Genomic DNA, 23,130 nt, shown 5'->3' with positions numbered 1-23,130 from the left:
AGCGCATTTAAAAGCCATGATTGACCGCATCACGGACTTAAGTCAAAGGGTTGAGAGACGTCGCGGACGTCATCGGGTGCCGTAATGTCACCAATTCGCGTCGTATTTGTTTCTGCCGCTTGCATCTGCTTTCAAGTTCATATAAAGATATCTTTATATCGACATTGATGCTGACAAGGCATAAGCTACTACGCATGACCGACGAACCAACGCTTTCCGTGGAAGACACGCTTGCTGCCCTCAGGGCCGTCGGCGAAGCCACACGTTTGCGTCTTATCGCATTGCTGGCCGAAAGCGAGCTGACCGTGAAAGATGCGACAGCGATCCTCGGACAGAGCCAGCCGCGCATCTCACGCCATTTGAAACTTCTTGCCGAAGCGGATCTGATACAGCGATTTCCTGAAGGGTCGTGGGTGTACTATCGCCTGGCGGATGGCCCTGAAGGTGAACTTGCGAGGGGACTGGTTGAACGTATTTCCAGAGAAGATCCCGTTCTTGCCGCTGATCAGGAACGTTTCCGGGCCATTCGCAAGGCCAAGGCGGAGGAGGCTGCTTCCTACTTCGCCGCACGTGCGCTCACCTGGGACAGGGAACGCTCCCTGCACGTTTCGGAAGATGACGTGGAAACAGCCATGCAATCAGCGCTCGGGGATACGCCGTTCCAGTCGTTTCTGGATCTGGGAACGGGTACGGGCCGGCTGCTGGAAGTCTTTTCGGAACAGTATTCCTCGGCACTTGGCATTGATGCGTCGCACGACATGCTGGCGGTGGCACGGGCAAATCTGGCAAAATCAAAACTTGGCAACGCACAGGTACGCCATGGTGACGTCTATGCCCTGAATGTACCACCGCGGTCTTTCGACGTTGTCGCGATCCATCAGGTTCTGCACTTTCTCGATGAACCGGCGCGGGCACTTGCCGAAGCTGCACGTGCCCTGCGGCCCGGCGGCCGCCTCATGATCATCGACTTCGCACCGCATGAACTGGAGTTTCTGCGCGACAACCATGCCCACCGCCGGCTCGGCTTTGCCCATGACCAGATGGAGCGCTGGCTGGAGGCTCTTGAACTCGATCTGGAACAGGTCACCGACCTGGTTCCGGGAGACGACACAGAAAACAACCTAACCGTTACGCTTTGGCTTGCCCGTGATCGACGCATCGTCACCGATTGGCCCGCGCGCGACACGTCCCGAGAGGTCGCCTGACATGTCTGAATTTTCCAACCGCCGCTCACACCAGGCCGCTCTATCGCCAATTACGGCGTCCTTTGAGTTCTTTCCTCCGAAGTCCGACAAGATGGCTGAAACGCTCTGGGGCACGGTCAAGCGTCTGGAACCGCTCAGCCCGTCCTTTGTTTCCGTAACCTACGGCGCAGGTGGTTCGACGCGGGAGCGGACCCACAAGACAGTCGAGCGCATCCTGGGGGAAACTGACCTCAGCCCTGCTGCCCATCTCACCTGCGTCGGCGCGTCTCGCGAAGAAGTCGATGCCATCATCGAGGACTACTGGAAACTGGGTGTGCGCAATCTGGTTGCACTGCGCGGGGATCCGCTGGAAGGCATCGGCAGTCGCTATGTGCCCCGGGAGGATGGCTATGCCTATGCTTCCGATCTTGTGGCCGGGATCAAGAAAATTGCCGATTTCGATATTTCCGTTTCCGGATATCCTGAAAAACACCCTGAAAGCGGCAGCTGGCAGAGTGAAATAGACAACTTGAAACGCAAGGTTGATGCGGGTGCGGACCGGATCATTACCCAGTATTTCTTCGACAATGACATGTTCGATGATTATCTGGATCGGATCGCAGCGGCCGGGATCAACGTCCCGGTGATTCCCGGCATTCTGCCGATCCACAATTTCGAGCAGACCATGGTGTTCTCGGCCAAATGCGGAACCAGCATTCCGTCATGGCTCGCCCGCAGGTTTGCCGGCCTTCACAACGACCCGGAAACACGGAAACTCGTTGGCGTGGCGATTGCCTGTGAACAGGTCATGGATCTGGTCGACCGAGGTATCAACGACTTCCATTTCTACACCATGAACAGGGCTGATCTGACCTACGCGATCTGCCACATGCTCGGCATGGGACAGCAGGCACCGGAGAACATGGCAGCCTGACGATCCAGAAAGACCCTCAACCTGACCCTCGACAACAAGGGGCTCGGCTTCCGAACACGGCAACTCTGACAGACAGGCGTTGCACGGGAACTGGGGGCAACTGGCCAAGGCCGTGAAAATCTCCCTTCTGCTTGTGGGGAAGGGGCCCCGCGTAGGGCACTCGGTCAAAGCGAATACTGCAAGAAAAGCTGTGCCTGAAACAGGAAGGGACAGCTCGCCCGGCAATTCAAGAGGCACTTTCACGTTGAGTGCCGATCCAAAATTAACTCGACTGTCCGGAAGGAAATACCCGTGATCAAGTCCGACGCCCTAGTGCGACTTCGCGACCTCGCCAAGACCCGTATCCTCGTGCTTGACGGTGCAATGGGAACCGAAATCCAGGACCTGAAACTGGACGAGGCCGGTTATCGCGGCCAACGCTTTGCCGACTGGCCGAGTGACGTCAAAGGCAATAACGACCTTTTGAGCCTGACCCAGCCCGATGCGATCCGGAAGATCCATGTCGACTATCTGGAGGCTGGGGCGGACATCATCGAAACCAACACGTTCTCCTCCACGACGATTGCCCAGGCCGATTACGGTATGGAGGAACTTGCCTACGAACTTAACCTGGAGAGCGCCAGACTTGCGCGCGAAGCCTGCGATATCGTCATGAAGAAGGACCCTGCGCGTCCCCGTTTTGTTGCTGGAGCGCTGGGGCCGACCAATCGGACGGCATCGATCTCGCCGGATGTCAATGATCCCGGATATCGGGCTGTTTCCTTCGACGATCTCAGGATTTCCTATGCGGAGGCAGCGCGTGGCCTGATCGCCGGAGGCGCGGATATTCTTCTGGTCGAGACCATTTTCGACACGCTCAACGCTAAAGCCGCCCTGTTTGCCATCGACGAGGTTTTTGAGGAAATCGGCAGGATCCTGCCGGTGATGATCTCAGGCACGATAACCGATCTGTCCGGCCGCACGCTCTCCGGGCAAACGCCGGAAGCCTTCTGGAACTCGGTCCGCCATGCGGAGCCGTTCACCGTCGGTCTCAACTGCGCTCTTGGAGCGAAGGAAATGCGCGCCCATGTCGACGAGCTCGGCCGGGTTGCCGATACGCTTGTCTGCGCTTACCCAAATGCGGGATTGCCGAACGAATTCGGCGAGTATGACGAGAGTCCCGAACATATGGCCGGGTTGCTTGAGGAATTTGCGTCAGCCGGCCTCGTCAACGTTGTTGGCGGGTGTTGCGGCACGACACCGGCCCATGTCAGGGCAATTGCCGATGCCGTTGCCGACAAGACACCGCGTCCGATTCCGGAAGTCGCACGGCATATGCGCTTGTCCGGCCTCGAACCGTTTGTGCTGACCAAGGAAACCAACTTCGTCAATATCGGTGAACGGACCAACGTTACGGGTTCGGCCCGTTTCCGGCGCCTCATCAAGGAAGGCGATTACGCGACGGCACTCGATGTGGCCCGGCAACAGGTCGAAAATGGCGCCCAGATCATCGATGTGAACATGGATGAGGGGCTTCTGGATTCAGAAGATGCCATGGTCACGTTTCTCAACCTTGTTGCCGCCGAGCCGGATATTGCCCGGGTGCCGGTCATGATCGACAGTTCCAAGTGGAGCGTCATCGAGGCAGGGCTGAAATGCATCCAGGGCAAGGGTGTCGTCAATTCGATCTCCATGAAAGAGGGCGAAGATGCGTTCATCGAACAGGCCCGTTTGATCCGCCGGTATGGCGCCGCCGTTGTCGTCATGGCTTTTGACGAGAAGGGGCAGGCGGATACCTTCGAAAGAAAGACCGAAATCTGTGCCCGTTCTTATGAACTTTTGACCGGCGTCGTCGGGTTCCCACCGGAAGACATTATCTTCGATCCCAATATTTTCGCCGTTGCAACAGGGATCGAGGAACACAACAACTACGGTGTCGATTTCATCGAGGCGACCGGCTGGATACGCGAAAATCTGCCCCATGCCCATGTTTCGGGCGGTGTATCGAACCTGTCGTTCTCATTCCGGGGCAATGAGGCGGTGCGTGAAGCAATGCACTCCGTATTCCTGTACCACGCCATTCAGCGTGGCATGGATATGGCAATCGTCAACGCAGGCCAGCTTGCAGTCTACAATGACCTCAGTGCCGATCTTCGCGACCATTGCGAAGACGTCGTGCTGAACCGCCGTGACGATGCGACGGACAGGATGCTTGATGCGGCCGAACGCTGGAAAGGCGAAGGCGGCAAGAAAAGGGAAGCCGATCTCACTTGGCGCACCTGGGGTGTTGCCAAGCGCCTGGAGCACGCTCTTGTTCATGGCATTGATGACTACGTTGTCGAGGATACGGAGGAAGCTCGCCAGGCATTCGATCGTCCATTGCATGTGATCGAAGGTCCGCTAATGGATGGAATGAACGTGGTCGGCGACCTGTTCGGCTCCGGCCAGATGTTCCTGCCACAGGTGGTGAAGTCCGCGCGCGTGATGAAAAAGGCCGTCGCGTATCTGATGCCTTTCATGGAAAAGGAGAAGGCGGAACTTGGTCTGACCGGACATTCGTCTGCAGGCAAGATCCTGATGGCGACCGTGAAGGGTGATGTGCATGACATCGGCAAGAACATCGTCGGCGTCGTGCTCCAGTGCAACAATTTCGAGGTCATCGATCTCGGCGTGATGGTACCGGCAGCCAAAATCCTGGAAACGGCGAAAGAGGAAAAGGTGGACATGATCGGCTTGAGCGGGCTGATCACTCCTTCGCTCGACGAAATGTGCCATGTCGCGGCCGAGCTGGAGCGTGAAAACATGGAACTGCCGCTGTTGATTGGCGGTGCGACGACATCGAAAATCCACACCGCCGTGAAGATTCACCCGAACTACGCGCGCGGACAGGCGATCTACGTAACCGATGCCGGGCGGGCCGTCGGCGTTGCGACCAAACTGATGAGCGAAGGCGCGCGCGAACCTTATTTTGCCGATGTACGCACGGAGTATGCCGACGTTGCCGAAAAACATGCCGCCAGTCGGGGGACGCAGAAGCGCGCTTCTATCGTGACGGCCCGGAAAAATGCGTTCAAGTGCGACTTTGAAGGCAAGCCACCGATTGCGCCCAGAAAGCCAGGACGTACCGTGTTTGACGACTTTCCGCTGGAAGAGCTCGTGCCGGTGATTGACTGGACGCCGTTCTTTGCGACCTGGGAGATCAAGGGGCGGTATCCGGGCGTCCTCACGGACAACCGATATGGACCGGCAGCCAAGGCGCTTTACGACGATGCCCGCCGGATGCTGGATGAGATCGTTGAAAAGAAGCTTTTGACGGCACGCGGTGTTGCCAGTATCTGGCCGGCCAACGCGGTCGGGGACGACATACGCCTCTTTACCGATGAAAGCAGGTCTGCAGAACTGGCCACGTTCCATACTTTGCGGCAGCAAATGTCCCGCAATGCGGGCGGGCGGGCCAATGTTGCACTCAGCGATTTCGTGGCGCCTCAGGAGAGCGGTGTTGATGACTGGCTCGGTGGGTTCGCGGTAACGGCAGGTCACGGCGAAGACGAGCTCGCGGCCCGGTATGCCCGCGAAAGCGACGACTACAACAAGATCCTGTCCCAGGCGCTCGCGGACCGGCTCGCGGAAGCCTTTGCGGAAAAACTGCACCAGATCGTTCGCAAGGACGTGTGGGGTTACGCCACAGATGAAACTCTTTCGGCCGAGGAAATCATTGCCGAGAATTATCAGGGCATTCGTCCGGCAGCTGGCTATCCGGCCCAGCCGGACCACACCGAAAAGGATACCCTGTTCCGTCTTCTCGATGCGGAAAAGCTCACCGGAATCCAGCTGACGGAAAGCCGTGCAATGCTTCCAGGGTCGTCGGTTTCCGGACTTTATCTTGCCCACGCGGACAGCCACTATTTTGGAGTGGGCAAGATCGAGAGAGACCAGGTCGAAGATTATGCTGCACGAAAGGGGTGGGATCTCGGCCTGGCAGAACGTTGGTTGGCACCGATACTGAACTACGATCCGGCGCGCATGGAAGCCGCAGAGTAGTCCTGCCCGCCTTGATTTTCCGTGTCGATGAGAAGCCTCCCGTGGAAAGACCACGGGAGGCTTCCTTGTTTTTGTGAGCAAACAGAACGGTCTGGGAGTTCAAACAGGTGTTTCCTCGATCAAAGACAAGGTGCGTTCTTGTAAAGTGCACGCAGTGCGCTAGAATGAGACTCATCAGGTGGACGGGGATTTCGATTCGCGGACCACAAATGACAGAAAAAGACTGTGCACACGACCAGAATTCTTCTGGTTCAGCACCGCCAGACCGCTAGCCGTGGCCGCTTCGCAGAGTTGCCAGCTAGGCTGCTTCGATCCTGGCGGGAAGCAATCCCAAGGTTTCGGGAGACGTTTGGCGTCTCCCGAAATCTGGTTGCTCTGTATAAGGTTCCTGACCAAGCGGAGAAATTTTCCGATGATTTGTCGCTCCCGGTTTCAAACCAGACCAACGACACCCCTTTCTGCGTAAACTCCCTAAATCAGCAAACTGATCGCCAGGTACCCTGCCATCCCATATAGGGAAAGCAGGCTGAGGCTCATGAACAATCCGCGCGCACCGCTCCTGCCGGTCAAAAAGCTGAATGTGTGGCCAAGCCGTCCAAGCGCAAATCCGATCAGCCAGAAGCCTGCCGCCATGGCAGATGGAGACACCAGCGAAAATACGAAAGCCAACAGGGCAAACAACGTTGTGTTCTCCGTTGCATTTCTGTGGGCATTGTGATGCCGTTCCAATTCGGCGAACCCATCTTGTGTGACATCTTTCCTGGTGAAACTGCTGGTTTTCCATTCTTCAGGCGTTGCGCGAATGTTGTACTTAAGCCTCGTCAACTCGGTGCTTGTCATCAACCAGGTGTGGTTCAAGACAAGCATCAGTCCTGCAATCACAAGTGACACGAGGATTTCGTGCGAAGGTAAGGCAATCGACGTGGTGGCGATCCCGAAGACCGCCAGATTCAGCGCGAGGCTGATCAAAATGAGCGCAACCGGATAGGCCTTGATGATGAGGGCAACCCGTTTCTTGTTGTCGACCTGGTGAGGCACGTTAGAATTTAATCCCAAGTGAGTTACAGAATTGACTGAAACCAGTCCCGCGTAGTTCGTGGAGCCGGATGAATTCTAGTCGAGGCTTGAAGGAAAAAGCCTGTTTAGGTTTTCGTGGCCATGTGAAGAAATGTGGACCACACGGCTGTCTTTTTCGCGCCGAAGCCAGCCTTCTTCCTGGAACCGGACCAGGAGTGCCGCTCCGAGTGCTCCTGCTAGGTGGTTACGCCGTTCGCTCCAGTCAAGACAGGCCCGGCAGATCGGGCGGCGCGACAACCTGAGACCTGCGAGATCGACACCGAAGCCGGTGACAAAATCTTCGCCGCTGGCTGTAAGACCCAAACCTCCCTTGTCCTGTGTGATTTTCAAAAAATCGCGTGACTGCAAACTGTCGAAGATCCTGACCGCCATGTCGCCAGCTAGGTGATCATAACAGACGCGGGACGTTCGCATGGCCGGATCGCGAGGCCCGGTGCGCGTGCGCAAATGCCCCTTGCGGGCAGCAAGTCCCATGAGGGCTTCGAGTGTCGTGCCGACATCGGGACCTGAAAGCGTGAAATAGCGGTGACGGCCCTGCTTGGCCTGAACCAGCAACCCGCCTTCCTGCAGTTTTTTCAGATGCGAACTGGCCGTCTGGCCGGTGATGCCGGCCTCGGCCGCCAATTCCGTTGCCGTCAGTGCCTTGCCGCTCATGAGGGCACTCAAGATGTTGGCGCGGGCCGGATCTCCGATCAGGGCGCCGATGCGAGCAATGTCTGGTCCGTCTTTCATGGTTCGATCCCCATCGAAGCATTCTCGCCGCAGACCATGACATAACCCGTCTTCAGGACCAACTGAAAAGGACCGGATGATGATCACATGTTTTATCCGCTATCACATCGACCCCACAAAAAGGGCTGCCTTTGAGGAATATGCCCGTAACTGGGGTCAGGCGATTCCTCGCTGTGGGGCAGACCTGATCGGCTACTTTGCGCCACACGAGGGATCAACCACACGTGCCTATGGCGTTTATTCCATTGAAAATCTGGCCGCCTATGAAGCCTATCGCGCGCGACTTGCCGCCGATCCTCTCGGACAAATGAACTATGAATTCGCCATGAGAGAAAAATTCATCTTGCGGGAGGACCGCACGTTTCTGACACTGGCCTCCGCGCCGCATGGCGAAGGGGAGAGTGGAAATTGATTGCAGTGATTTTCGAAGTCATTCCGCATGCGGACAAAAAGCAGAACTATCTTGATACGGCGGCAGAGATACGCCCGCTTCTTGAAGAGATCGATGGCTTTGTCTCCGTTGAACGTTTCCAGAGCCTGAGCGACCCTGAAAAACTGCTCTCCGTCTCGTTTTTCCGCGACGAAGAAGCCCTGAATGAATGGCGCAGGCTGACCGCACACAGAAAAGCGCAGCAAATCGGCCGAACCAGCTATTTCAAGGACTACAGGTTGCGTGTCGCGCATGTTCTTCGGGACTACGGCATGGATGACCGCGAAGCTGCGCCTTCTGACAGCCTTGCAGTGCACGGCTGACGCTTCGGATCATGCAGAACCGGTCTTTCGAATACGCGCTGCTGGGGTGTCTCGCCCTGTTGTGGGGCTCGTCCTACATGTGGATCGGTCTTGCACTTGAGACGTTTCCGCCTGCAACCCTGATGGCCATACGCGTGGTGCTGGCTTCGGCCGTGCTCCTGCTGATCATGACGTTTCAGGGCATGGGTCTGCCGATGGACCGGCGAAGCTGGTGGCTCTTCTTCACCCAGTCGCTTTTAAACAGCACCGGTCCGTGGCTGCTTCTGGCCTGGGGACAGCAATATGCCGGAACGGCGGTTTCAAGCGTCCTCAATTCCACATCACCGCTTTGGGTCTTTGCACTATCCTATCTTGTGTTGCGACGTGGCCAGTTTCCGGGAGGCCGTCAATTGACCGGCGCGCTGCTCGGCTTCACCGGAGTTGTGCTGATCATCGGTGTAGGGGCACTGGACAGTCTCGGCCAGAACCTCGTTCCGCAACTCGCCGTCTTTTTCAGCGCCGCGCTTTACGGCATGGCGGCTCTTCGAGGGCAACTTTTCAAGGGTTTGCCACCGATCGTGCCTGCGACCGGCACCCTTGTCTGCTCCTCATTGGTGCTTGTGCCCCTGAGCCTTCTGACCGAGGAACCCTGGACCCTGTCACCGAATGCTGTCGGATGGACTTCTACGATCGTTCTCGGCCTGGCCTGCACGGCGCTGGCTTTCCTGATCTATTTCCGTTTGCTCTCGACACTTGGAGCCATGGGCACTGCAAGCCAGGCGTACCTGCGCGCAGGTGTCGGGGTTTTCCTGGGCGTGATGTTTTTGTCCGAAAGACTGGATATGGAAACCTTCGCCGGAATTTGCCTTGCCATTCTGGGGGTCATTCTGATCAACTGGCCAAAGAGCAGCAGCGCGGTGAAATCGACGACTGCTGTCAAGTAACTGGCGAGGGATCTTATGAGCTTTCTGACCGTTTACAAGGCCGGTTCCAGGCCGAGCAAACGCGCCAACCCGGATTATTTCACCGGAATTGTCTGGCAGGAACCGGTGATCGAAGCCCCCGCGCCCGCACGGGTGAGGGCCTTGAGAGTGTTTTTCGAACCGGCTGCCCGGACCCACTGGCATACGCATCCGCTGGGACAAACCCTTCATGTGCTTGATGGCGCCGGTTTCGTGCAGCTTTGGGGGCAGGACAAGCTGCCGATCCTGCCTGGTGACGTTGTCTGGATTCCACCCGGAATGAAACACTGGCACGGTGCCGGTCCGCAGACCTCCCTGGTACATCTCGCGATCCAGGAGGAAAGCGATGGGGCCGTTGCCGACTGGCTCGAAGCGGTCGACGAGGCGACCTATGCAAAGACCTGAAAGTCGGGAAATCAGGAAACGGCAAGTGAAACTGGGTCTTCCGTGCCCTGCGCGGTCCGTTTCGCATTCCTGAATGTGTTTCCTGATTTCGAAAACAGAGAGGAACATGAGGACCGAAGGATGCTGAAAAGCAACCCAAGTATGTTGTAAGCATCGTTGCTTCGAATGGCTCTTGCCCGTTTGTCATAAAACGCAAGGTCAATCGATCCATCGTTCAGCGTGCGGTAGTCAGTTGAGCGTCCGGTCATGATCTTTCCCCTTGAACTGATGCAAGCAGAATGGGCGCCCATGACGGTTCCCGCTTGAAGGGAACCTTTAGAACAGCTTGTGTTTTCCTTGATTTTCCACCTGCCAAATTGCGTTGAATGTGCTCTTCAAGTACGCTGATCCTGTTGAACATTGCCGTTGGGGGTCGCGTGCGCTACGAATTTGCAGATTGCGTCCTGGACACGGAAAGCTATCAACTTCAACGGTTTGGAACAGCTGTTCCGGTTGAGCCGCAGGTGTTCGAGCTTCTTTCTCTGCTTGTTGAAAATGCCGGCAAACTCGTTTCGAAAGACAAGATCATCGAGCGTGTCTGGGACGGGAGGATCGTGTCGGAGGCAACGATCAGTGCCCGGATCAATGCCGCCAGGACCGCTGTCGGAGACAACGGCAAATCCCAGGCTGTTATCCGGACCGTGCAGCGCCGGGGACTTGAACTGGTCGCCCCGGTAGAGACTGATTGCAACGAGACGTCGCCCGCCGGGACGGCGAAACGCACGCAAACCATTCATTTCGTCCGGTCGGAGGACGGAACCTCGATCGCCTACGCACGATCGGGTGACGGCAGTCCCGTGGTGAGGGCCGGACATTTTCTCACACACCTGGAAAAGGACTGGTCGAGCCCGGTGTGGGGCCCTTACCTGAAGGAACTCAGTTCCCGCTACAGCCTCATCCGTTACGACCAGCGAGGGACAGGGCTTTCCGAGGCAGAGCTCAAGGGCACAAGGATCGAGGACTACGTCGCCGATCTCAAGGCGGTTGTAGACGCGGCGGGGCTGGAAACCTTTCCGCTGGTTGCTTCATCGCAAGGCGTGCCCATTTCTATCGTTTTCGCGGCGGCCTATCCCGAGCGGGTCAGCCGCCTTGTTCTTTATGGCGGTTTCGCACAGGGCCGTGCACGGCGTGATCATCAATATGCAAACGACGAGGCCAATGCGCTGATGGCGCTGATCCGGTCAGGCTGGGGGAAACCGGACAGCCCCTTCATGGTGGCCTTCACGTCCGTCTTCTGCCCGGGGGCCTCGAAAGAGGAAATGGACAACATGGTCGAGATTCAGCTCGCCTCGACCTCGGCGGAGAACGCTGCAACAATCAGGGCGGCATTCGATCAGTTCGACGTTTCCGCCTGTTTACCGCAGGTGAGGGTGCCAACTCTGATCATTCACGCAAATGGCGACGCAGTTCATCCCGTTACACAAGGACGATGGCTGGCGTCGGAGATTCCAGGCGCCGAGTTTCTCCAGGTCGAGAGCAACAACCACGTCTATCTGCCTTCGGATCCGGCGTGGCGGCAAATCGTCGACGCGCAGTTGGAGTTTCTGTCGAGGGAGCCAGGCAGGTAGCCACGATTACCGTGTCGGCAATCTTACTTCGGCGGTCAGGCCGGATGCGGTTCCGTTCTTCAGCGTAATCGTTCCACCGTGGGCATGGATAATGGAACGCGCTATGGCGAGGCCAAGTCCGATGCCGCCGGTTTCCTCGTTGCGCGATTCTTCCAGTCTGACAAAAGGTTCAAAGACATCCTTGAGCCGGTCTTCCGGTATGCCGGGCCCCTTGTCCGACACACGAATGATGACCTCTCCGTTCGTTGTTGCCGCAAAAATCGAGACACCGCCGCCATAGCGGATGCCGTTTTCAATCAGGTTGCGCAAGGCGCGCTTGAGTGCGATCGGACGGCAGGTGAATGTGACATCCTTTTCAAGGTTCAAACCGCAGTCGTGTCCGAGATCCTTCTGGTCACCTGCAAGACCTTCCAGCATTGCGCCCAGATCGGTTTCTTCAGCCCCTTCCGCATGTGCTTCATCCCTGGCGAAACGGAGCGTTGCCTCGGTCATGGTCGCCATCTCGTCGAGCGTTTCGATCATCTTTTCGCGGTTTTCTTCATCGTCGATGAATTCCGCCCTGATCCTGAGCGACGTGATCGGCGTGCGCAGGTCGTGGCTGATCGCCGCGAGCATGCGCGTGCGATCCTTCACGAACCGGGTGAGGCGGTCCTGCATGTTGTTGAAGGAAGACGTCAGCGCCTGAACTTCCCTTGGTCCGCTCAATTGCAGCGGTTCCTGTTCTTCGCCGCGGCCGAACTTCTCCGCGGACACAGACAGGGTTTTCAATGGGCGCGTGACCCTTCGCACGGCAAATCCGATGATAAGAACGGTCAGGACCGCGGTGAGCCCGAGTTGGACGAGCAGCGGAATGTAGGCACCCGGCGGTGGGCGGTAGCTTGTCGCAACATTCAGCCAGCGTCCGTCGGTCATCCGGATGGACAGCGACAAGTCCTCCGGCTTGTTCATTATCTTGCGCAGGTTAGGTGGGCGTTCGTTCTTCGGAACATAGCGCCAGCTGTAGGAGCCATCGCCATCGTTGTCCTTGGTGCGCCGAACCTTGGGGCCGCGTTTTTCGTCTGCATGTATGTTGACGTGAACAGTCTGGTCGTGCTGCAGCCGCTTTGACAGGATCCCCTGAAGACGTTGTTCGAACCTGGATTGTCCGGGGTCGCGGGCAAGCGGTGTTTCTCCGAGCCAGAAGACGGCGAAACGGCTGCTGCTGGCCTCCAGGATACGGCTCTGAAGCGGCAGTGGCGTATCTTCGAGCAACTCGGCAATGGATACCGCGCGTGCGAGCAGGTTATCGCGCGCGGCCGCAACGAGAGCGATGCGGCGTTCGTCGTGAAAGATCCAGATGCTCAAGGCCTGGGCGAAGAAAATGGCGGCCAACAGCAGAACGATCAGCTGGGATGCAAGTGACCTTGGCCACAAATACCCGAAGATCCTGCGCATATGATCAACAGCCGTCATTCAATTCGGTCTTTCACATCGGCAGTAAACATGTAACCGCCGCCCCACACGGTCTTGATCATCTTGGGGTCCTTGGGATCGACCTCGATCTTGCGGCGCAGGCGCGAGACCTGGTTGTCGATGGACCTGTCAAAGACGGCGGGCGTTCTTCCCGTGGTCAGGTCGAGAAGCTGATCCCGGTTCAGAACCATTTTCGGACGTTTCAGGAAGGCGCACAGCAACTGGTATTCCCCGCTCGAAAGGGCAATGGCGTTACCATCCGGGTCCGTCAGTTCGCGGCGCGACACGTTGAGTGACCAGTCGTCGAATTGAAGCCGTTCCTGTTCGATGGGATCGCGTTCCTTGGGAACGAGTGCGGTTCTGCGCAGCACGGCTCGAATTCTGGCCAGCAGTTCCCGCGGGTTGAACGGTTTCGTCACGTAGTCGTCGGCGCCGATCTCGAGGCCGATCACCCTGTCGGTGTCGTCTGCCATGGCAGTCAGAAGGATGACCGGCATTGATCCCGTTTCCACGAGATGACGGCAGAGCGACAACCCGTCTTCGCCCGGCATCATGATATCGAGCACGACAAGATCGATCGACGCCGCTTTCAGGGCCTTGCGCGCATGCGCGGCGTTTTCAGCTGCCGTTGCGCGCAGGCCGTTCTTGATTAGATAGCGCGCGAGGGTTTCTCGAATATCGCGGTGATCGTCCACCACCAGAATGTGCGGGCTCGGGTCGCTCACATGTTTCTCCCGTTTTCCGGACTCATTATGCTGTCTTGCTGAATTCCGCAATCGGAACCGGTACGGCAGCAATGCTCTTGTTTCTAAGGCGAAAATAATAACAGGCGGTCGATGTTTCGAATTGAACTTGTAACAAAGTGTGTCGCCCGCGCCCAGCGGGACAGATCGCGACACTTATGGCCCATTCGACGGGTATTCCTGCGACAATTGCCACCTACCTTGTGCTCATCAACGAACCAAGGAGTTGTTGGAATGAAACCGTTCAAGAAGATTGCAATTGCCGCTTTGGCTGCGAGCGTCGCGGGAACCGCGCTTACTGCCGGCCTGCCCGCCTTCGCTCAAAGCGGAACTGCGAGCGGGGACGGGGGGCAAAAGATTCAACAGACCCAGGACCAGCAGATGGCGCATAAAGGCGAGCGTCGGGGTTGGGGTCACGGCCGTGGCGGTCACGGGCAGCGCGCCGAACGTTTGTTCGAACGCTTTGACACCGACAAGGATGGCGTGATCACCGAGGCCGAGATCGAGGACATTCGCGGTCAGGAATTTGCGGCTGCAGACACTGACGGCAATGGTGAAATCAGCCTCGAGGAATTCAAGGCCCAGTTCATGGAACGCTCCAGCGACCGCATGGTTCGCGCGTTCCAATTCATGGATACAGACGGCGACGGAACCGTGACACAGGCGGAAATCGACCTTGTTGCCAACCGGATGTTCAATCGGCTGGACCGTGATGGCAACGGTACCGTGGAAAGGGTTCGCGGCCAGCGAGGCCAGGGCGCCGAGAATGATGGTGAGCGCCAGCAACGTGCGGAGCGCGGCGAACGCAAAAGGCACGGTGGCAAGCATCATGGCCGAGGCGGACCTGCCCGGATGTTCATGGGTCTGTTCGACACCGACGGTAGCGGTTCCGTGACGCGAGAGGACTTCGATACACGGCGTGCGGAACTGTTTGCACTGGCCGACACCAACGGCAGCGGTTCTTTCGCTCTTGAGGATTTCGGTCCGCTGTGGCTTGCCGTCAATGATGGCCGGATCGTCGACATGTTCCAGCGTGCCGATGCCGATGGCAGCCTTGGTATCACCCAGGAAGAAGCCAACAAGCGTCTGGACAATTTGATGAAACGCGCCGACCGGAACAAGGATGGTGTCATCACCAAAGCCGATTTCAAAGGCGGAAAGAAAGGCAAAAAAGGCAAGAAACACCGCGGCTGAGTGCAGGAAACAGCCAGCCTGGTTTATCTTCCCGCACTAACATGCCCCCGGGTGCGGGAAACTAAAGGGAGCCGCTTTGCGGTTCCCTTTTTTGTTTGCGGAAACATGTGACGTTACGGGAATCTCAAGAAATTCCGGCGATACTCTCGGCATGAATTTTCAGGGGGATACCATGGCCAAGCCCGATTTGAATGCGTTTGCCACCGCAAGGATAGCGGAAGGGCAGGTGAGTGAAGCCGATGTCATCACGCTCCGCCGGTTTATCTACGGCGACATGGCCGTTTCACTCGAGGAGGGAGCAGCCCTCTTCAGGTTGAACGATGCCGATCTGACATATGCAGACACCTGGTATGAGCTTTTTCCTGAGGCGATCGGTGACATTCTTGTGCATCAGGCGCTGCCGCGAGGGTACGTTTCGGAAGACAACGCGGCCTGGCTGACCGGCCAGATCACGGCGGACGGCCATGTCTGCAGCCGAACTGAACTGGATACCGTCCTGCACGTTCTTGAAAAAGCCCGCGAAGCGCCGGAAAGTCTGGAGAAGTTTGCCCTGCAGGCCGTTGCGGACTCGGTCATCTCGGGCAAAGGTGCGACGCGATCGGGGGCTGATCTGAAACCGGGTGTCATTTCCGACGGCGAAGTGGAGATCTTGCGCCGCGTGCTTTATGCGGGAGCCGGGTGCGGCGGTATCGCCATCTCCAGGGCGGAAGCTGAAATCCTGTTTGACCTGAACGATGCCACGGTCGAAGCGGAAAACGCACCTGCCTGGTCGGAACTCTTTTCCAAGGCGATTGCCAATCATCTGATGGCCATGTCCGGCTTCACGCCGCCTGCGCGGGAAGACGCGCTCGCGCGTGAGGACTGGTTGAGGCAACCCGGAGGCTATGAAAGAGGTCTCGGCGGGTTCTTCAGAAAGATGATCAGTGGCGGTGTCAGCGGTATTCGCGAAGCCTATGCAGATGCTCCCAACCCACTGGCGGCAAGAGGAGCTGCGATGGAGGCGGAAATCGCCGCAAACGAAGTCGTGACCGAAGACGAGGCCTCCTGGCTGGTGGAGCGGATCGGCCGTGACGGCGTGCTTCACGAAAACGAAAGAGCGCTTCTGAAATTCATCCGGGAGGAAAGCCCGAACATCCACCCGGCACTTCAGCCGCTGATGGACAAGGCGATCTGAGGCAGGTCACTCCTCGATCCGCATCGCCTCCGTTTCGATGATCAGCTGGACTTCGTCGCCGACAAAACCGTTGTCGACGGCATAGGCCATGCCGTAGGCGCTGCGCTGAACGGTGCCGCGCGCGCTGATCCCGAGCGTGAACCTTCCGTGCCCGAAGGGATATTTTTCAGCCTTGTTGAGCGTGACGTCGAGCGTCAGCGGATGTGTTTGACCAAGCAATGTCAGATTGCCCTCAACAGTTCCGGTCGTCTCGTTTGCAGGCGCACCGCCGTCGGCTCTGAAGGTCATCACCGGAAAGGCTTCAACGTCCAGAAAATCCTTGCTGCGCACATGGTTGTCCCTGGCTTCATTGAAGCTTTCCACGCTCGCGGTCTTTACCGTGATCTCGACGTTGGAAAGTTCCCTGGTGTCCATGTCATAGGTAAAACCCCCCTCGAATTCGAGGAACGCCCCAAGCGTATCCGCATAGCCAAGGTGATCCACCAGAAAGGCGATCGTGGTGTGGGTCGGGTCGAGCTCATAGCGATGCGGCTCGGCAAGCACAGGTGTGGCGGCAATTGCCATTGCGGCAGCCAGGATGGGTATGCGGATCATGTCTGGCCTCGAAACTGGAATATCAACCAATAGGGAACCAGTCATGAAGCTAGCGCATGACAGCATCGCGGCAATGGCAATTTCAGGCGAAGTTACCCGTCCATACGAAAATCAACGTGAATGTGATTGCCATCCGGATCCCAGACGTTGACCGCGACAAGGTTGATTTGCGGCAATTCTGACTTCTGGTATTTTTCGCCGCGTTCGCGCAATCGTTTCTCGAATTCTTCTGCGCCGGTGGCCGAAAAGGCGAAATGCTCGAGCTTGAGTTCAACTTCGGAGCCAGTGCCCTGGTCGCCGTCGATACCAACCAAATGCACGAACGCCGTATCACCTGCGTATAGCCAGGCGCCGGGGAAGGGAAAATCCGGCCGCGGCCCCAGAGTGAGACCGAGAACATCCTGATACCAGGAGATCATTGTCTCAAGCCGGGTCGTGCGCAGGTTGACGTGATTGAGTTGGTGGATCTGCATCTTGCTGATCTCCTATTTCCACTTGATGGAGCAACCGATTGACGGGACCTGGTGATCAGGACCCTGACCGGTTTCGGCGATCTGTTTCATGGCCTCGAAGAGGTCGCGGCGCAAGTCTGAAGGAGACGTGCCCATCCGCGTCGCGTCAAGACGGCCGCGATATTGCAGTCCCAGATCCTTGTTGAAGCCGAAGAAATCCGGTGTACAGACCGCGTCATAGTTTCTGGCAACAATTTGATCCGCATCATGCAGGTAGGGGAAGGGGAATTCATGTTTTTCGGCCAGCAGCTGCATGTTTTCGAAACTGTCCGCAGGGTGGGAAACGTGGTCGTTGGAACAGATCGCGACAACGCCGATCCCGTGTGCCTTCATGTCATGGGCATCGCGAATGATCTTGTCGAGTATGGCCAGCACAAAGGGACAGTGGTTGCAGATAAACATGACCAGCGTGCTTTTCTCACCGGCGAGATCGGTGAGGCTGTAGGTGTTGCCGTCTGTCCCGGGAAGGCTGAAGTGCGGAGCCTGCCAGTCGAAGTCGCAGACGGGCGGTTGAAGAGCTGCCATTTGGATACCTTCAGGTTATGGAAGACTGTCGCGCGGGAAAATGCAGCCGGTTACCCGGCTGCTCCAGGTGTCAGAACCCTTCTACTACTATCTTGCCCTTTGCGGTGCCGGTTTCAATAAGAGCGTGTGCCTTGCGCATGTTTTCGGCATTGATCGGTGAGAGCACGGTATCGACCGTCGTCCGAATCCGCCCTGCGTCGATTTCGCGGGCGACATAGGTCAGCAGCTTGTGTTGCCCGATCATGTCCGGTGTCTGGAACATTGCCCTTGCGAACATGAACTCCCAGTGGAGACTTGCTGCCTTGAGTTTCATCTTGTCCATCGGCATGGGCAGGTTGGTGTCGTCGATGGTGACGATAGCGCCCTGCGGCCGGATCAGCTCGACAGCTGTTTCCCAGTGCCGCATGTCGTTGAAGATGGCGATATGGTCGACATATTGATGACCAAGTGCGCGGACCTGGGCGACCATGTCCTCCCGGTGATTGACCACTTCGTCCGCTCCAAGTTCCCGAACCCAGGCGGATGTCTCGGGACGTGATGCGGTTGCAATGATCCTGAGGCCGGCCGCCTTTGCCAGCTGAATTCCGATGGAGCCGACACCACCCCCCGCGCCGATGATCAGAATGCTCTCGCCCCTGTTGCCACCGTCCCGATCAATGCCCAGCCTGTCAAAGAAGGATTCGTAAGCTGTCAGCGTCGTCAGCGGGAGAGCGGCTGCCTCTGCAAAACTCAGGGTGCGTGGCTTGAGACCGACAATGCGTTCGTCGATCAGCTGGAATTGCGCGTTTGATCCTGAGCGAGTGATATCACCTGCATAGTAGACTTCGTCACCCGGCTTGAAAAGCGTGACACCGGAGCCAACGGCCTCGACGGTGCCGGCGGCATCCCACCCGAGCACGCGCGGAGTTTCCTCGATCGTGTCTTTGGGGGCACGCACCTTGGTGTCAACCGGATTGACGGAGACAGCCTTCACCGAAACGAGCAGGTCGTGTCCCTCCGGCACGGGTTTCGGCAGATCGACATCCAGAAACGATTTTGGATCGTCAATCGGCAAATAGTGAGTCAGGGCAACGGCTTTCATGGTTTTTTTCTCAGATCGATTCAATTGGGAGGGCTGATGGATCGCAAGGGCGCAAGGGATGGAACGGCATCACCGTCAGCCGATAACGGTCATTTCGTTCAGTGAAAACTCGGCAACAGCGCCTTCGGTCGCCGTCATGTAGTCCGCAAGATGAGGCGCATTCATATGCGTTTGCCAGAGGTCCCGTGTTTCCCAGTTTTCATAGAACATGAAATGAGCCGGGTTTTCATTGTCCTGGTGTAGGTCGTAGTTGATGCAGCCGTTTTCCGCGCGGGTCGCTTCGATCAGCTTCAGCAGCTCAGATCTGACGAGTTCGATCTTGTCCGGATTGGCCTTGATGTTGGCGACGATGGTGAGTTGGGTCATGGGTCTGTTTCCTTGTGTGGTGTTGAAGCTCATTTAATTGCTTGACGGTCTCGGATAAACGGGCAAGATGCGGAGTGATAATCCGGAATTTCCGTATAATGCTCCTTGACAACATTTCCTTGTTCCTGCTGATCGTGGAAAAAGGCAGCCTGGCTGCAGCCGCGCGCGAGGCAGGCCTTGCGCCGACGACTGTATCGGAAAGACTGGTGGCACTTGAAGCCCACTATGGTGTTGTTCTTCTCAACCGAACCACGCGATCCATCAGCCTGACGGAAGAGGGGCGGGCACTCGTCGATGGTGCGCGCACGGTTCTGAGTGATGTTGAGGAGCTCGACAGCAGGATCCGGACCGGCGCAAAGACGCTGACAGGACTGATCCGTATCAGCGCGCCCGAAGATATCGGACGAAACATCATCTCCGGTGCGATTGCAGAGTTTCAGATGGCGCATCCCTCCATCACGATCGACCTGCATCTGTCGGATGGTTACGTTGATATTGTGGGGCTCGGCATCGATCTTGCGGTTCGCTTCGGATCGATCAGCGACAGCTCGCTCAGGGTCAGGCATGTGGCATCCCGCAAACGTATCCTGTGCGCTTCACCTGGCTACCTGAAGCTCAAAAAAGAACCCGAGACACCGGCGGATCTGAAGGATCACAATTGCCTGCTGATGCGTTTCGGCCAGAACATCGACAACACCTGGGAATTCAGGCAGGGCGATGTGAAACACATCGTCACCGTAACCGGCAACCTGATCGCCAATGACGGAGCCCTCGTACGCGAATGGGCACTGGAGGGGCGCGGTCTCGCGCTCAAGTCGGAATTCGATTCCGCCGGTGATATTCGGAACGGGCGGTTGATTGCGCTGCTGCCCGACTTCGAACCACCGAGTTCACCTCTGCAGATCCTGTTTCCACCCGGCCGGGCACAGCCCCGCAGGGTCCGTGCCTTTGCCGATCATCTGGCCAGGGTGTTCCGTGATGTCGCATGACCGTACGTTTTTTCAGGGTTGCAGCGAAGCGTCCAACGATTTGCTTTCTCAATGGAAAGACCAATTGCTAAGGCATTTTGTTCGAAAGAGACCTCACCAATTTGCGTATGCAATTTCGTTTACGCTTCCTACAGGCAAAACTCGCCCATCAGTTCCTGATTCCATTTAATTCTTCAAACATTGATCACAAGCCATACGGAAAAGCACCCTCAAGTGGGGCGAGACTTGCGATACACACAATTTTCGAGCTGGCAGGGGAGCGGATGTTTGTTGCGACACGCACGAATGTCCGGAACGGGGCCGACTGCGGACCGTCGGTTTTTTGGGTTGTCGGGTTAGAAAAGCAGGCATTACAACGGCGAATTGATGCTGACACTTTCGGCCCATTGCCGACCTTCGTTGGCTACGTTCGACGCTGCGGTGCGGGCCGCAAAAGCCGACTTTCGCTGCATCTGCTAAGCTTGAGGTGCACAGAAGGTCCGCTCTGCGGGACTTAGCGACTTAGTATGCCAAGGGCTGAGGTTCAGGCGACGACAATACCTGCAATGACAAAATGCGCAACAAGCAGCCATCACTTCGTAAAACGTTCTTCGCCGCTGCTCATTGCGATACCGCATTTGGCCATCGGATCAAGGGCCAACCCACTTGCTTCAATCATCTTGCGCGATGGTATGTTTGATGCTGCCACGAGCTCATAAATAAAATCGGCATCGAAACGGGAGAAACACTCAGACACCATCTTGGCGTTTACGATTTTTCCCAACCCCATTCCTCGATGTGACGGAGATACGGCAACAAGACCACCCCATGCCCATCGATTGTATCGGCTATACTTGTTGTGCGGGAAATATGCGTGCGCCACTGCCGCAAGACTGTTACTTTCGTCCTCAATCGTGATGGTGACAGCGGGGCCATCAAGGCCAGCTAACTTTGTTCCCGAAAATGGCGCAATCCCATTTTCCGCCATGAACGCCTGAACTTCCAACATCTTTTGATTTGCGGCTTGATGTGGTTCTGGACGATAGCTATACCCCTTCGGCAACCCCAAGGAGATAACTTCTAACGTGGCCACTGTCGCATCTTTGCGGTTGGCCACATAGACATCCCAAAAATCAATTCTGCACTCATTTTCCTGTAGCTTGCGGGAAATTTCGGCCGTGTCTGCTGCCTGGATCAGCCGAAATCCGAAAGCACCATCACGCTTCACAATCTCGATTATCGTGTCCCAACCAAAGGCGTCCGGATTATCCGTTCCCAAAAACCGTCCGGGGTCACAAGCCCCGGGCGTGCTCATCGTCCATTCATGTGCATCTTCTGCGACGGCTTGCAATGCCATCTGCTGCGCTGTTCCGAAAAATCCCGCCATTAGTCACTCGTGGATCAATCTATAGAAGAACATTATATGCAGTTAGATCTGAATGTCGCCTTTGAGCCAAATTTTCCGAGCACTGACGATTAAAAATGATCTACAGGCACAAGGTCAAAAACGGCAAGATGGGCTCAAAGCGGTCATGCGGCGGTGCAATGTGAAACTCAATTTCAGGCTTGCCTGAATGTCGGCTTCAAACATCGTGACACGGCTGGCTCGCACTTGCCGCGAATTCAGACTTCCCGCCCCTCTTTACTTTCGCACGTCGCGCAACGAACAGCAGCTTTGAAGATCGGTGCTAGATACTGTGAACGTCCAGGATGGGGGCGCAATGCTGCTATCCGATTTAGTTGCAGTAAAGGTCAGCCTTGAGCCCAATGCGGTCAACGAATTCTGCGGAGCAGCGTCTATTTTTCTATCTTCACAATCTTCGTATGTCGACAGCCCGACGAAGCGCGAGGACCGCTGTTGCGTAATCTCCCAATGAAATGCCTCTGAAAGCAAAGGCTGCCGGTTTTTGGTTTGCACGGTCATCGACTTCCCCCGAGACAAGTTCCGTCAAATCGCCGGTTATCTGCTCGTATGGCAGCATCGGCTTGTCACTTTCAATTTCCTGTGTTCGGTCATCAACAATAACAGTTTCGAATGCGGTCATGCTGTTTGGGGACCACGGAATGCAGGCATCTGTAATCGCAGCAAAGGCAGTTGGCTTAAGCCATCGGGCATCTAAGAACGGTTCAATCGAGTAGTCCAATGTAATTGATGTCACCACCAGATCGGCATCACGCAAAACATCCTTGGCATTGGCGGCTGTTTCAGCTTGGAGGCCCATGTCGCGAGCACAACCACAGAGCTTTTCAGTATTCGCTTTGCCACGCCCAAACACGCGAATTCTTTTCAGGGGAAATAACTCTGAAAATGCAAGCAAATGGGAGTGAGCTTGCACGCCTGCGCCTACAAAAGCCACCGTCTCGGCACCAGGGTCTGCAAGTCTGCGCGCCGCCACCATTGACAGTGCTGCTGTTCTGATTGCGGTTATCCAGTTCGCCCCCAATACAGCTCTGAGAAGCCCGGTTTGTGCGTCCATAACCATGATTGCGCCGTTAATCGCGGGGAGCCCTCTCGCCGGATTTTCAGGGCACACAGTCACCTGTTTCGTCACAATGAACCCATCATCTCCCACTGCCAAAGTAGACATTGCATACCGTCCATTCCCAGGCAAGATGGCTGTCTTGGGAGACGTGTGAAGCTTTCCGTTTGCCTTGGCGATCAGGGCAGTTTCAATGGCTTCCGTAACTTCGGAAGGCTGGATGCCTAAAGCCTCCAAATCCTTGTCGGAAAGATAAACCGGTTTGCTTTCGGAAGTCATATTGTCATCTCTCGGCTTTGCAATCTGGCATTCTGACCGCGCACGATATCTTGGGCACCTTCTTCTTGTCGATTGATGTTCCCAGTATCAATAAAACTGAAGTAACAAA

Annotated in this window: 23 protein-coding genes; 11 read left to right on the top strand and 12 right to left on the bottom strand. The window is 56.6% G+C overall.

Translation table 11 applies throughout. From position 1 onward, the window contains the following. The first annotated feature begins 194 nt into the window (after nt 1-194). The 3 genes from LA5095_RS15295 to metH all read left to right on the top strand — a co-directional run bounded on the left by LA5095_RS15295 (nt 195) and on the right by metH (nt 6,138). Nucleotides 195-1,205, top strand: a complete 1,011-nt coding sequence (locus LA5095_RS15295) for an ArsR/SmtB family transcription factor (RefSeq protein WP_055116341.1) — start codon at nt 195-197, stop codon at nt 1,203-1,205. 1 nt (nt 1,206) lies between these two features. Continuing rightward, nucleotides 1,207-2,118, top strand: a complete 912-nt coding sequence (metF, locus tag LA5095_RS15290; protein WP_029064520.1) for a methylenetetrahydrofolate reductase [NAD(P)H] — start codon at nt 1,207-1,209, stop codon at nt 2,116-2,118. 291 nt (nt 2,119-2,409) lie between these two features. Next, nucleotides 2,410-6,138: a methionine synthase gene (metH, locus tag LA5095_RS15285; protein ID WP_055404280.1), complete on the top strand. Its 3,729-nt coding sequence runs from the start codon at nt 2,410-2,412 to the stop codon at nt 6,136-6,138. A 471-nt stretch (nt 6,139-6,609) separates the two neighbouring features. Here metH and LA5095_RS15280 read toward each other — a convergent pair whose 3' ends face one another. Both LA5095_RS15280 and LA5095_RS15275 read right to left on the bottom strand, forming a co-directional pair. Further along, the gene (locus LA5095_RS15280; protein WP_055116337.1) at nt 6,610-7,176 is read right to left on the bottom strand and encodes an MAPEG family protein; all 567 of its coding nucleotides are present in this window, start codon (nt 7,174-7,176) and stop codon (nt 6,610-6,612) included. Nucleotides 7,177-7,251: 75 nt separating this feature from the next. Continuing rightward, complete coding sequence (locus LA5095_RS15275) at nt 7,252-7,947, bottom strand: ArsR/SmtB family transcription factor (protein WP_055116336.1); 696 nt, start codon at nt 7,945-7,947, stop codon at nt 7,252-7,254. Between the two features lie 79 nt (nt 7,948-8,026). On the opposite strand from LA5095_RS15275, the gene LA5095_RS15270 reads away from it, so the two are divergent. From LA5095_RS15270 to LA5095_RS15255, 4 genes are read left to right on the top strand one after another with little or no spacing between them, the layout of a single operon-like run. Continuing rightward, nucleotides 8,027-8,359: an NIPSNAP family protein gene (locus tag LA5095_RS15270; RefSeq protein WP_055116930.1), complete on the top strand. Its 333-nt coding sequence runs from the start codon at nt 8,027-8,029 to the stop codon at nt 8,357-8,359. Continuing rightward, complete coding sequence (locus tag LA5095_RS15265; protein WP_029064523.1) at nt 8,356-8,700, top strand: antibiotic biosynthesis monooxygenase family protein; 345 nt, start codon at nt 8,356-8,358, stop codon at nt 8,698-8,700. The genes LA5095_RS15270 and LA5095_RS15265 overlap by 4 nt, the downstream gene beginning before the upstream one ends. A gap of 11 nt (nt 8,701-8,711) precedes the next feature. Next, nucleotides 8,712-9,623, top strand: a complete 912-nt coding sequence (locus tag LA5095_RS15260) for a DMT family transporter (protein ID WP_055116334.1) — start codon at nt 8,712-8,714, stop codon at nt 9,621-9,623. Nucleotides 9,624-9,638: 15 nt separating this feature from the next. Beyond that, nucleotides 9,639-10,046, top strand: a complete 408-nt coding sequence (locus LA5095_RS15255) for a (R)-mandelonitrile lyase (protein WP_082442421.1) — start codon at nt 9,639-9,641, stop codon at nt 10,044-10,046. Nucleotides 10,047-10,057: 11 nt separating this feature from the next. On the opposite strand, the gene LA5095_RS15250 is transcribed toward LA5095_RS15255, so the two are convergent. Next, a complete protein-coding gene (locus LA5095_RS15250) occupies nt 10,058-10,294 on the bottom strand; it encodes a hypothetical protein (RefSeq protein ID WP_144436004.1) in 237 nt (78 codons plus the stop codon). Between the two features lie 168 nt (nt 10,295-10,462). On the opposite strand from LA5095_RS15250, the gene LA5095_RS15245 reads away from it, so the two are divergent. Next, nucleotides 10,463-11,653, top strand: a complete 1,191-nt coding sequence (locus LA5095_RS15245) for an alpha/beta hydrolase (protein ID WP_158510382.1) — start codon at nt 10,463-10,465, stop codon at nt 11,651-11,653. A 6-nt stretch (nt 11,654-11,659) separates the two neighbouring features. On the opposite strand, the gene LA5095_RS15240 is transcribed toward LA5095_RS15245, so the two are convergent. Continuing rightward, the gene (locus tag LA5095_RS15240; protein WP_055116327.1) at nt 11,660-13,105 is read right to left on the bottom strand and encodes an ATP-binding protein; all 1,446 of its coding nucleotides are present in this window, start codon (nt 13,103-13,105) and stop codon (nt 11,660-11,662) included. Continuing rightward, nucleotides 13,102-13,830 (bottom strand): response regulator, encoded by a 729-nt coding sequence (locus tag LA5095_RS15235; protein ID WP_055116325.1) that lies wholly within the window; start codon nt 13,828-13,830, stop codon nt 13,102-13,104. Before LA5095_RS15235 ends, LA5095_RS15240 begins: the two co-directional genes overlap by 4 nt. 252 nt (nt 13,831-14,082) lie before the next feature. Between LA5095_RS15235 and LA5095_RS15230 the strand changes: the two genes are divergently transcribed. Further along, nucleotides 14,083-15,042: an EF-hand domain-containing protein gene (locus LA5095_RS15230; protein WP_055116323.1), complete on the top strand. Its 960-nt coding sequence runs from the start codon at nt 14,083-14,085 to the stop codon at nt 15,040-15,042. Nucleotides 15,043-15,214: 172 nt separating this feature from the next. Beyond that, nucleotides 15,215-16,216, top strand: coding sequence for a hypothetical protein (locus tag LA5095_RS15225; protein WP_055116929.1), 1,002 nt, complete (start codon nt 15,215-15,217; stop codon nt 16,214-16,216). Between the two features lie 6 nt (nt 16,217-16,222). Here LA5095_RS15225 and LA5095_RS15220 read toward each other — a convergent pair whose 3' ends face one another. From LA5095_RS15220 to LA5095_RS15200, 5 genes are all read right to left on the bottom strand, one after another. Next, nucleotides 16,223-16,810 (bottom strand): YceI family protein, encoded by a 588-nt coding sequence (locus LA5095_RS15220; RefSeq protein ID WP_055116321.1) that lies wholly within the window; start codon nt 16,808-16,810, stop codon nt 16,223-16,225. Between the two features lie 92 nt (nt 16,811-16,902). Next, entirely contained in the window at nt 16,903-17,283 is a 381-nt protein-coding gene (locus tag LA5095_RS15215) for a VOC family protein (RefSeq protein ID WP_055116319.1), read from the bottom strand. A gap of 12 nt (nt 17,284-17,295) precedes the next feature. Further along, nucleotides 17,296-17,847: a thioredoxin family protein gene (locus LA5095_RS15210; protein WP_055116317.1), complete on the bottom strand. Its 552-nt coding sequence runs from the start codon at nt 17,845-17,847 to the stop codon at nt 17,296-17,298. A gap of 70 nt (nt 17,848-17,917) precedes the next feature. Next, nucleotides 17,918-18,928, bottom strand: a complete 1,011-nt coding sequence (locus tag LA5095_RS15205) for a zinc-binding alcohol dehydrogenase family protein (protein WP_055116314.1) — start codon at nt 18,926-18,928, stop codon at nt 17,918-17,920. A 75-nt stretch (nt 18,929-19,003) separates the two neighbouring features. Beyond that, on the bottom strand, nt 19,004-19,294 hold the full coding sequence (locus LA5095_RS15200; protein WP_055116927.1) for a putative quinol monooxygenase: 291 nt from the start codon (nt 19,292-19,294) through the stop codon (nt 19,004-19,006). 98 nt (nt 19,295-19,392) lie between these two features. Between LA5095_RS15200 and LA5095_RS15195 the strand changes: the two genes are divergently transcribed. After that, a complete protein-coding gene (locus LA5095_RS15195) occupies nt 19,393-20,283 on the top strand; it encodes a LysR family transcriptional regulator (RefSeq protein WP_055116313.1) in 891 nt (296 codons plus the stop codon). A gap of 571 nt (nt 20,284-20,854) precedes the next feature. Here LA5095_RS15195 and LA5095_RS15190 read toward each other — a convergent pair. Beyond that, nucleotides 20,855-21,649 carry a GNAT family N-acetyltransferase gene (locus LA5095_RS15190; protein ID WP_055116311.1) on the bottom strand — a complete coding sequence of 265 codons (795 nt, stop codon included), beginning with the start codon at nt 21,647-21,649 and terminating at the stop codon, nt 20,855-20,857. Nucleotides 21,650-22,073: 424 nt separating this feature from the next. Next, the gene (locus LA5095_RS15185; protein ID WP_055116309.1) at nt 22,074-23,021 is read right to left on the bottom strand and encodes an ornithine cyclodeaminase family protein; all 948 of its coding nucleotides are present in this window, start codon (nt 23,019-23,021) and stop codon (nt 22,074-22,076) included. Nucleotides 23,022-23,130: the final 109 nt, after the last annotated feature.

The organism is Roseibium album, assembly GCF_001404515.1.
GTDB lineage: Bacteria > Pseudomonadota > Alphaproteobacteria > Rhizobiales > Stappiaceae > Roseibium > Roseibium album.
Note: the sequence above shows the minus strand (reverse complement) of the source record. Positions and strands in the feature narration are given on the sequence as shown.

Bases quoted from the DNA above. Each gene is read 5' to 3' on its own strand.
- LA5095_RS15250 (WP_144436004.1), bottom strand. From the start codon at position 10,294: ATGACCGGACGCTCAACTGACTACCGCACGCTGAACGATGGATCGATT.
- LA5095_RS15260 (WP_055116334.1), top strand. From the start codon at position 8,712: ATGCAGAACCGGTCTTTCGAATACGCGCTGCTGGGGTGTCTCGCCCTG.
- LA5095_RS15225 (WP_055116929.1), top strand. From the start codon at position 15,215: ATGGCCAAGCCCGATTTGAATGCGTTTGCCACCGCAAGGATAGCGGAA.
- LA5095_RS15200 (WP_055116927.1), bottom strand. From the start codon at position 19,294: ATGACCCAACTCACCATCGTCGCCAACATCAAGGCCAATCCGGACAAG.
- LA5095_RS15230 (WP_055116323.1), top strand. From the start codon at position 14,083: ATGAAACCGTTCAAGAAGATTGCAATTGCCGCTTTGGCTGCGAGCGTC.
- LA5095_RS15220 (WP_055116321.1), bottom strand. From the start codon at position 16,810: ATGATCCGCATACCCATCCTGGCTGCCGCAATGGCAATTGCCGCCACA.
- LA5095_RS15295 (WP_055116341.1), top strand. From the start codon at position 195: ATGACCGACGAACCAACGCTTTCCGTGGAAGACACGCTTGCTGCCCTC.
- LA5095_RS15190 (WP_055116311.1), bottom strand. From the start codon at position 21,649: ATGGCGGGATTTTTCGGAACAGCGCAGCAGATGGCATTGCAAGCCGTC.
- LA5095_RS15275 (WP_055116336.1), bottom strand. From the start codon at position 7,947: ATGAAAGACGGACCAGACATTGCTCGCATCGGCGCCCTGATCGGAGAT.
- LA5095_RS15205 (WP_055116314.1), bottom strand. From the start codon at position 18,928: ATGAAAGCCGTTGCCCTGACTCACTATTTGCCGATTGACGATCCAAAA.
- LA5095_RS15185 (WP_055116309.1), bottom strand. From the start codon at position 23,021: ATGACTTCCGAAAGCAAACCGGTTTATCTTTCCGACAAGGATTTGGAG.
- LA5095_RS15255 (WP_082442421.1), top strand. From the start codon at position 9,639: ATGAGCTTTCTGACCGTTTACAAGGCCGGTTCCAGGCCGAGCAAACGC.
- LA5095_RS15195 (WP_055116313.1), top strand. From the start codon at position 19,393: ATGCTCCTTGACAACATTTCCTTGTTCCTGCTGATCGTGGAAAAAGGC.
- LA5095_RS15210 (WP_055116317.1), bottom strand. From the start codon at position 17,847: ATGGCAGCTCTTCAACCGCCCGTCTGCGACTTCGACTGGCAGGCTCCG.
- LA5095_RS15215 (WP_055116319.1), bottom strand. From the start codon at position 17,283: ATGCAGATCCACCAACTCAATCACGTCAACCTGCGCACGACCCGGCTT.
- metF (WP_029064520.1), top strand. From the start codon at position 1,207: ATGTCTGAATTTTCCAACCGCCGCTCACACCAGGCCGCTCTATCGCCA.
- LA5095_RS15240 (WP_055116327.1), bottom strand. From the start codon at position 13,105: ATGACGGCTGTTGATCATATGCGCAGGATCTTCGGGTATTTGTGGCCA.
- LA5095_RS15270 (WP_055116930.1), top strand. From the start codon at position 8,027: ATGATCACATGTTTTATCCGCTATCACATCGACCCCACAAAAAGGGCT.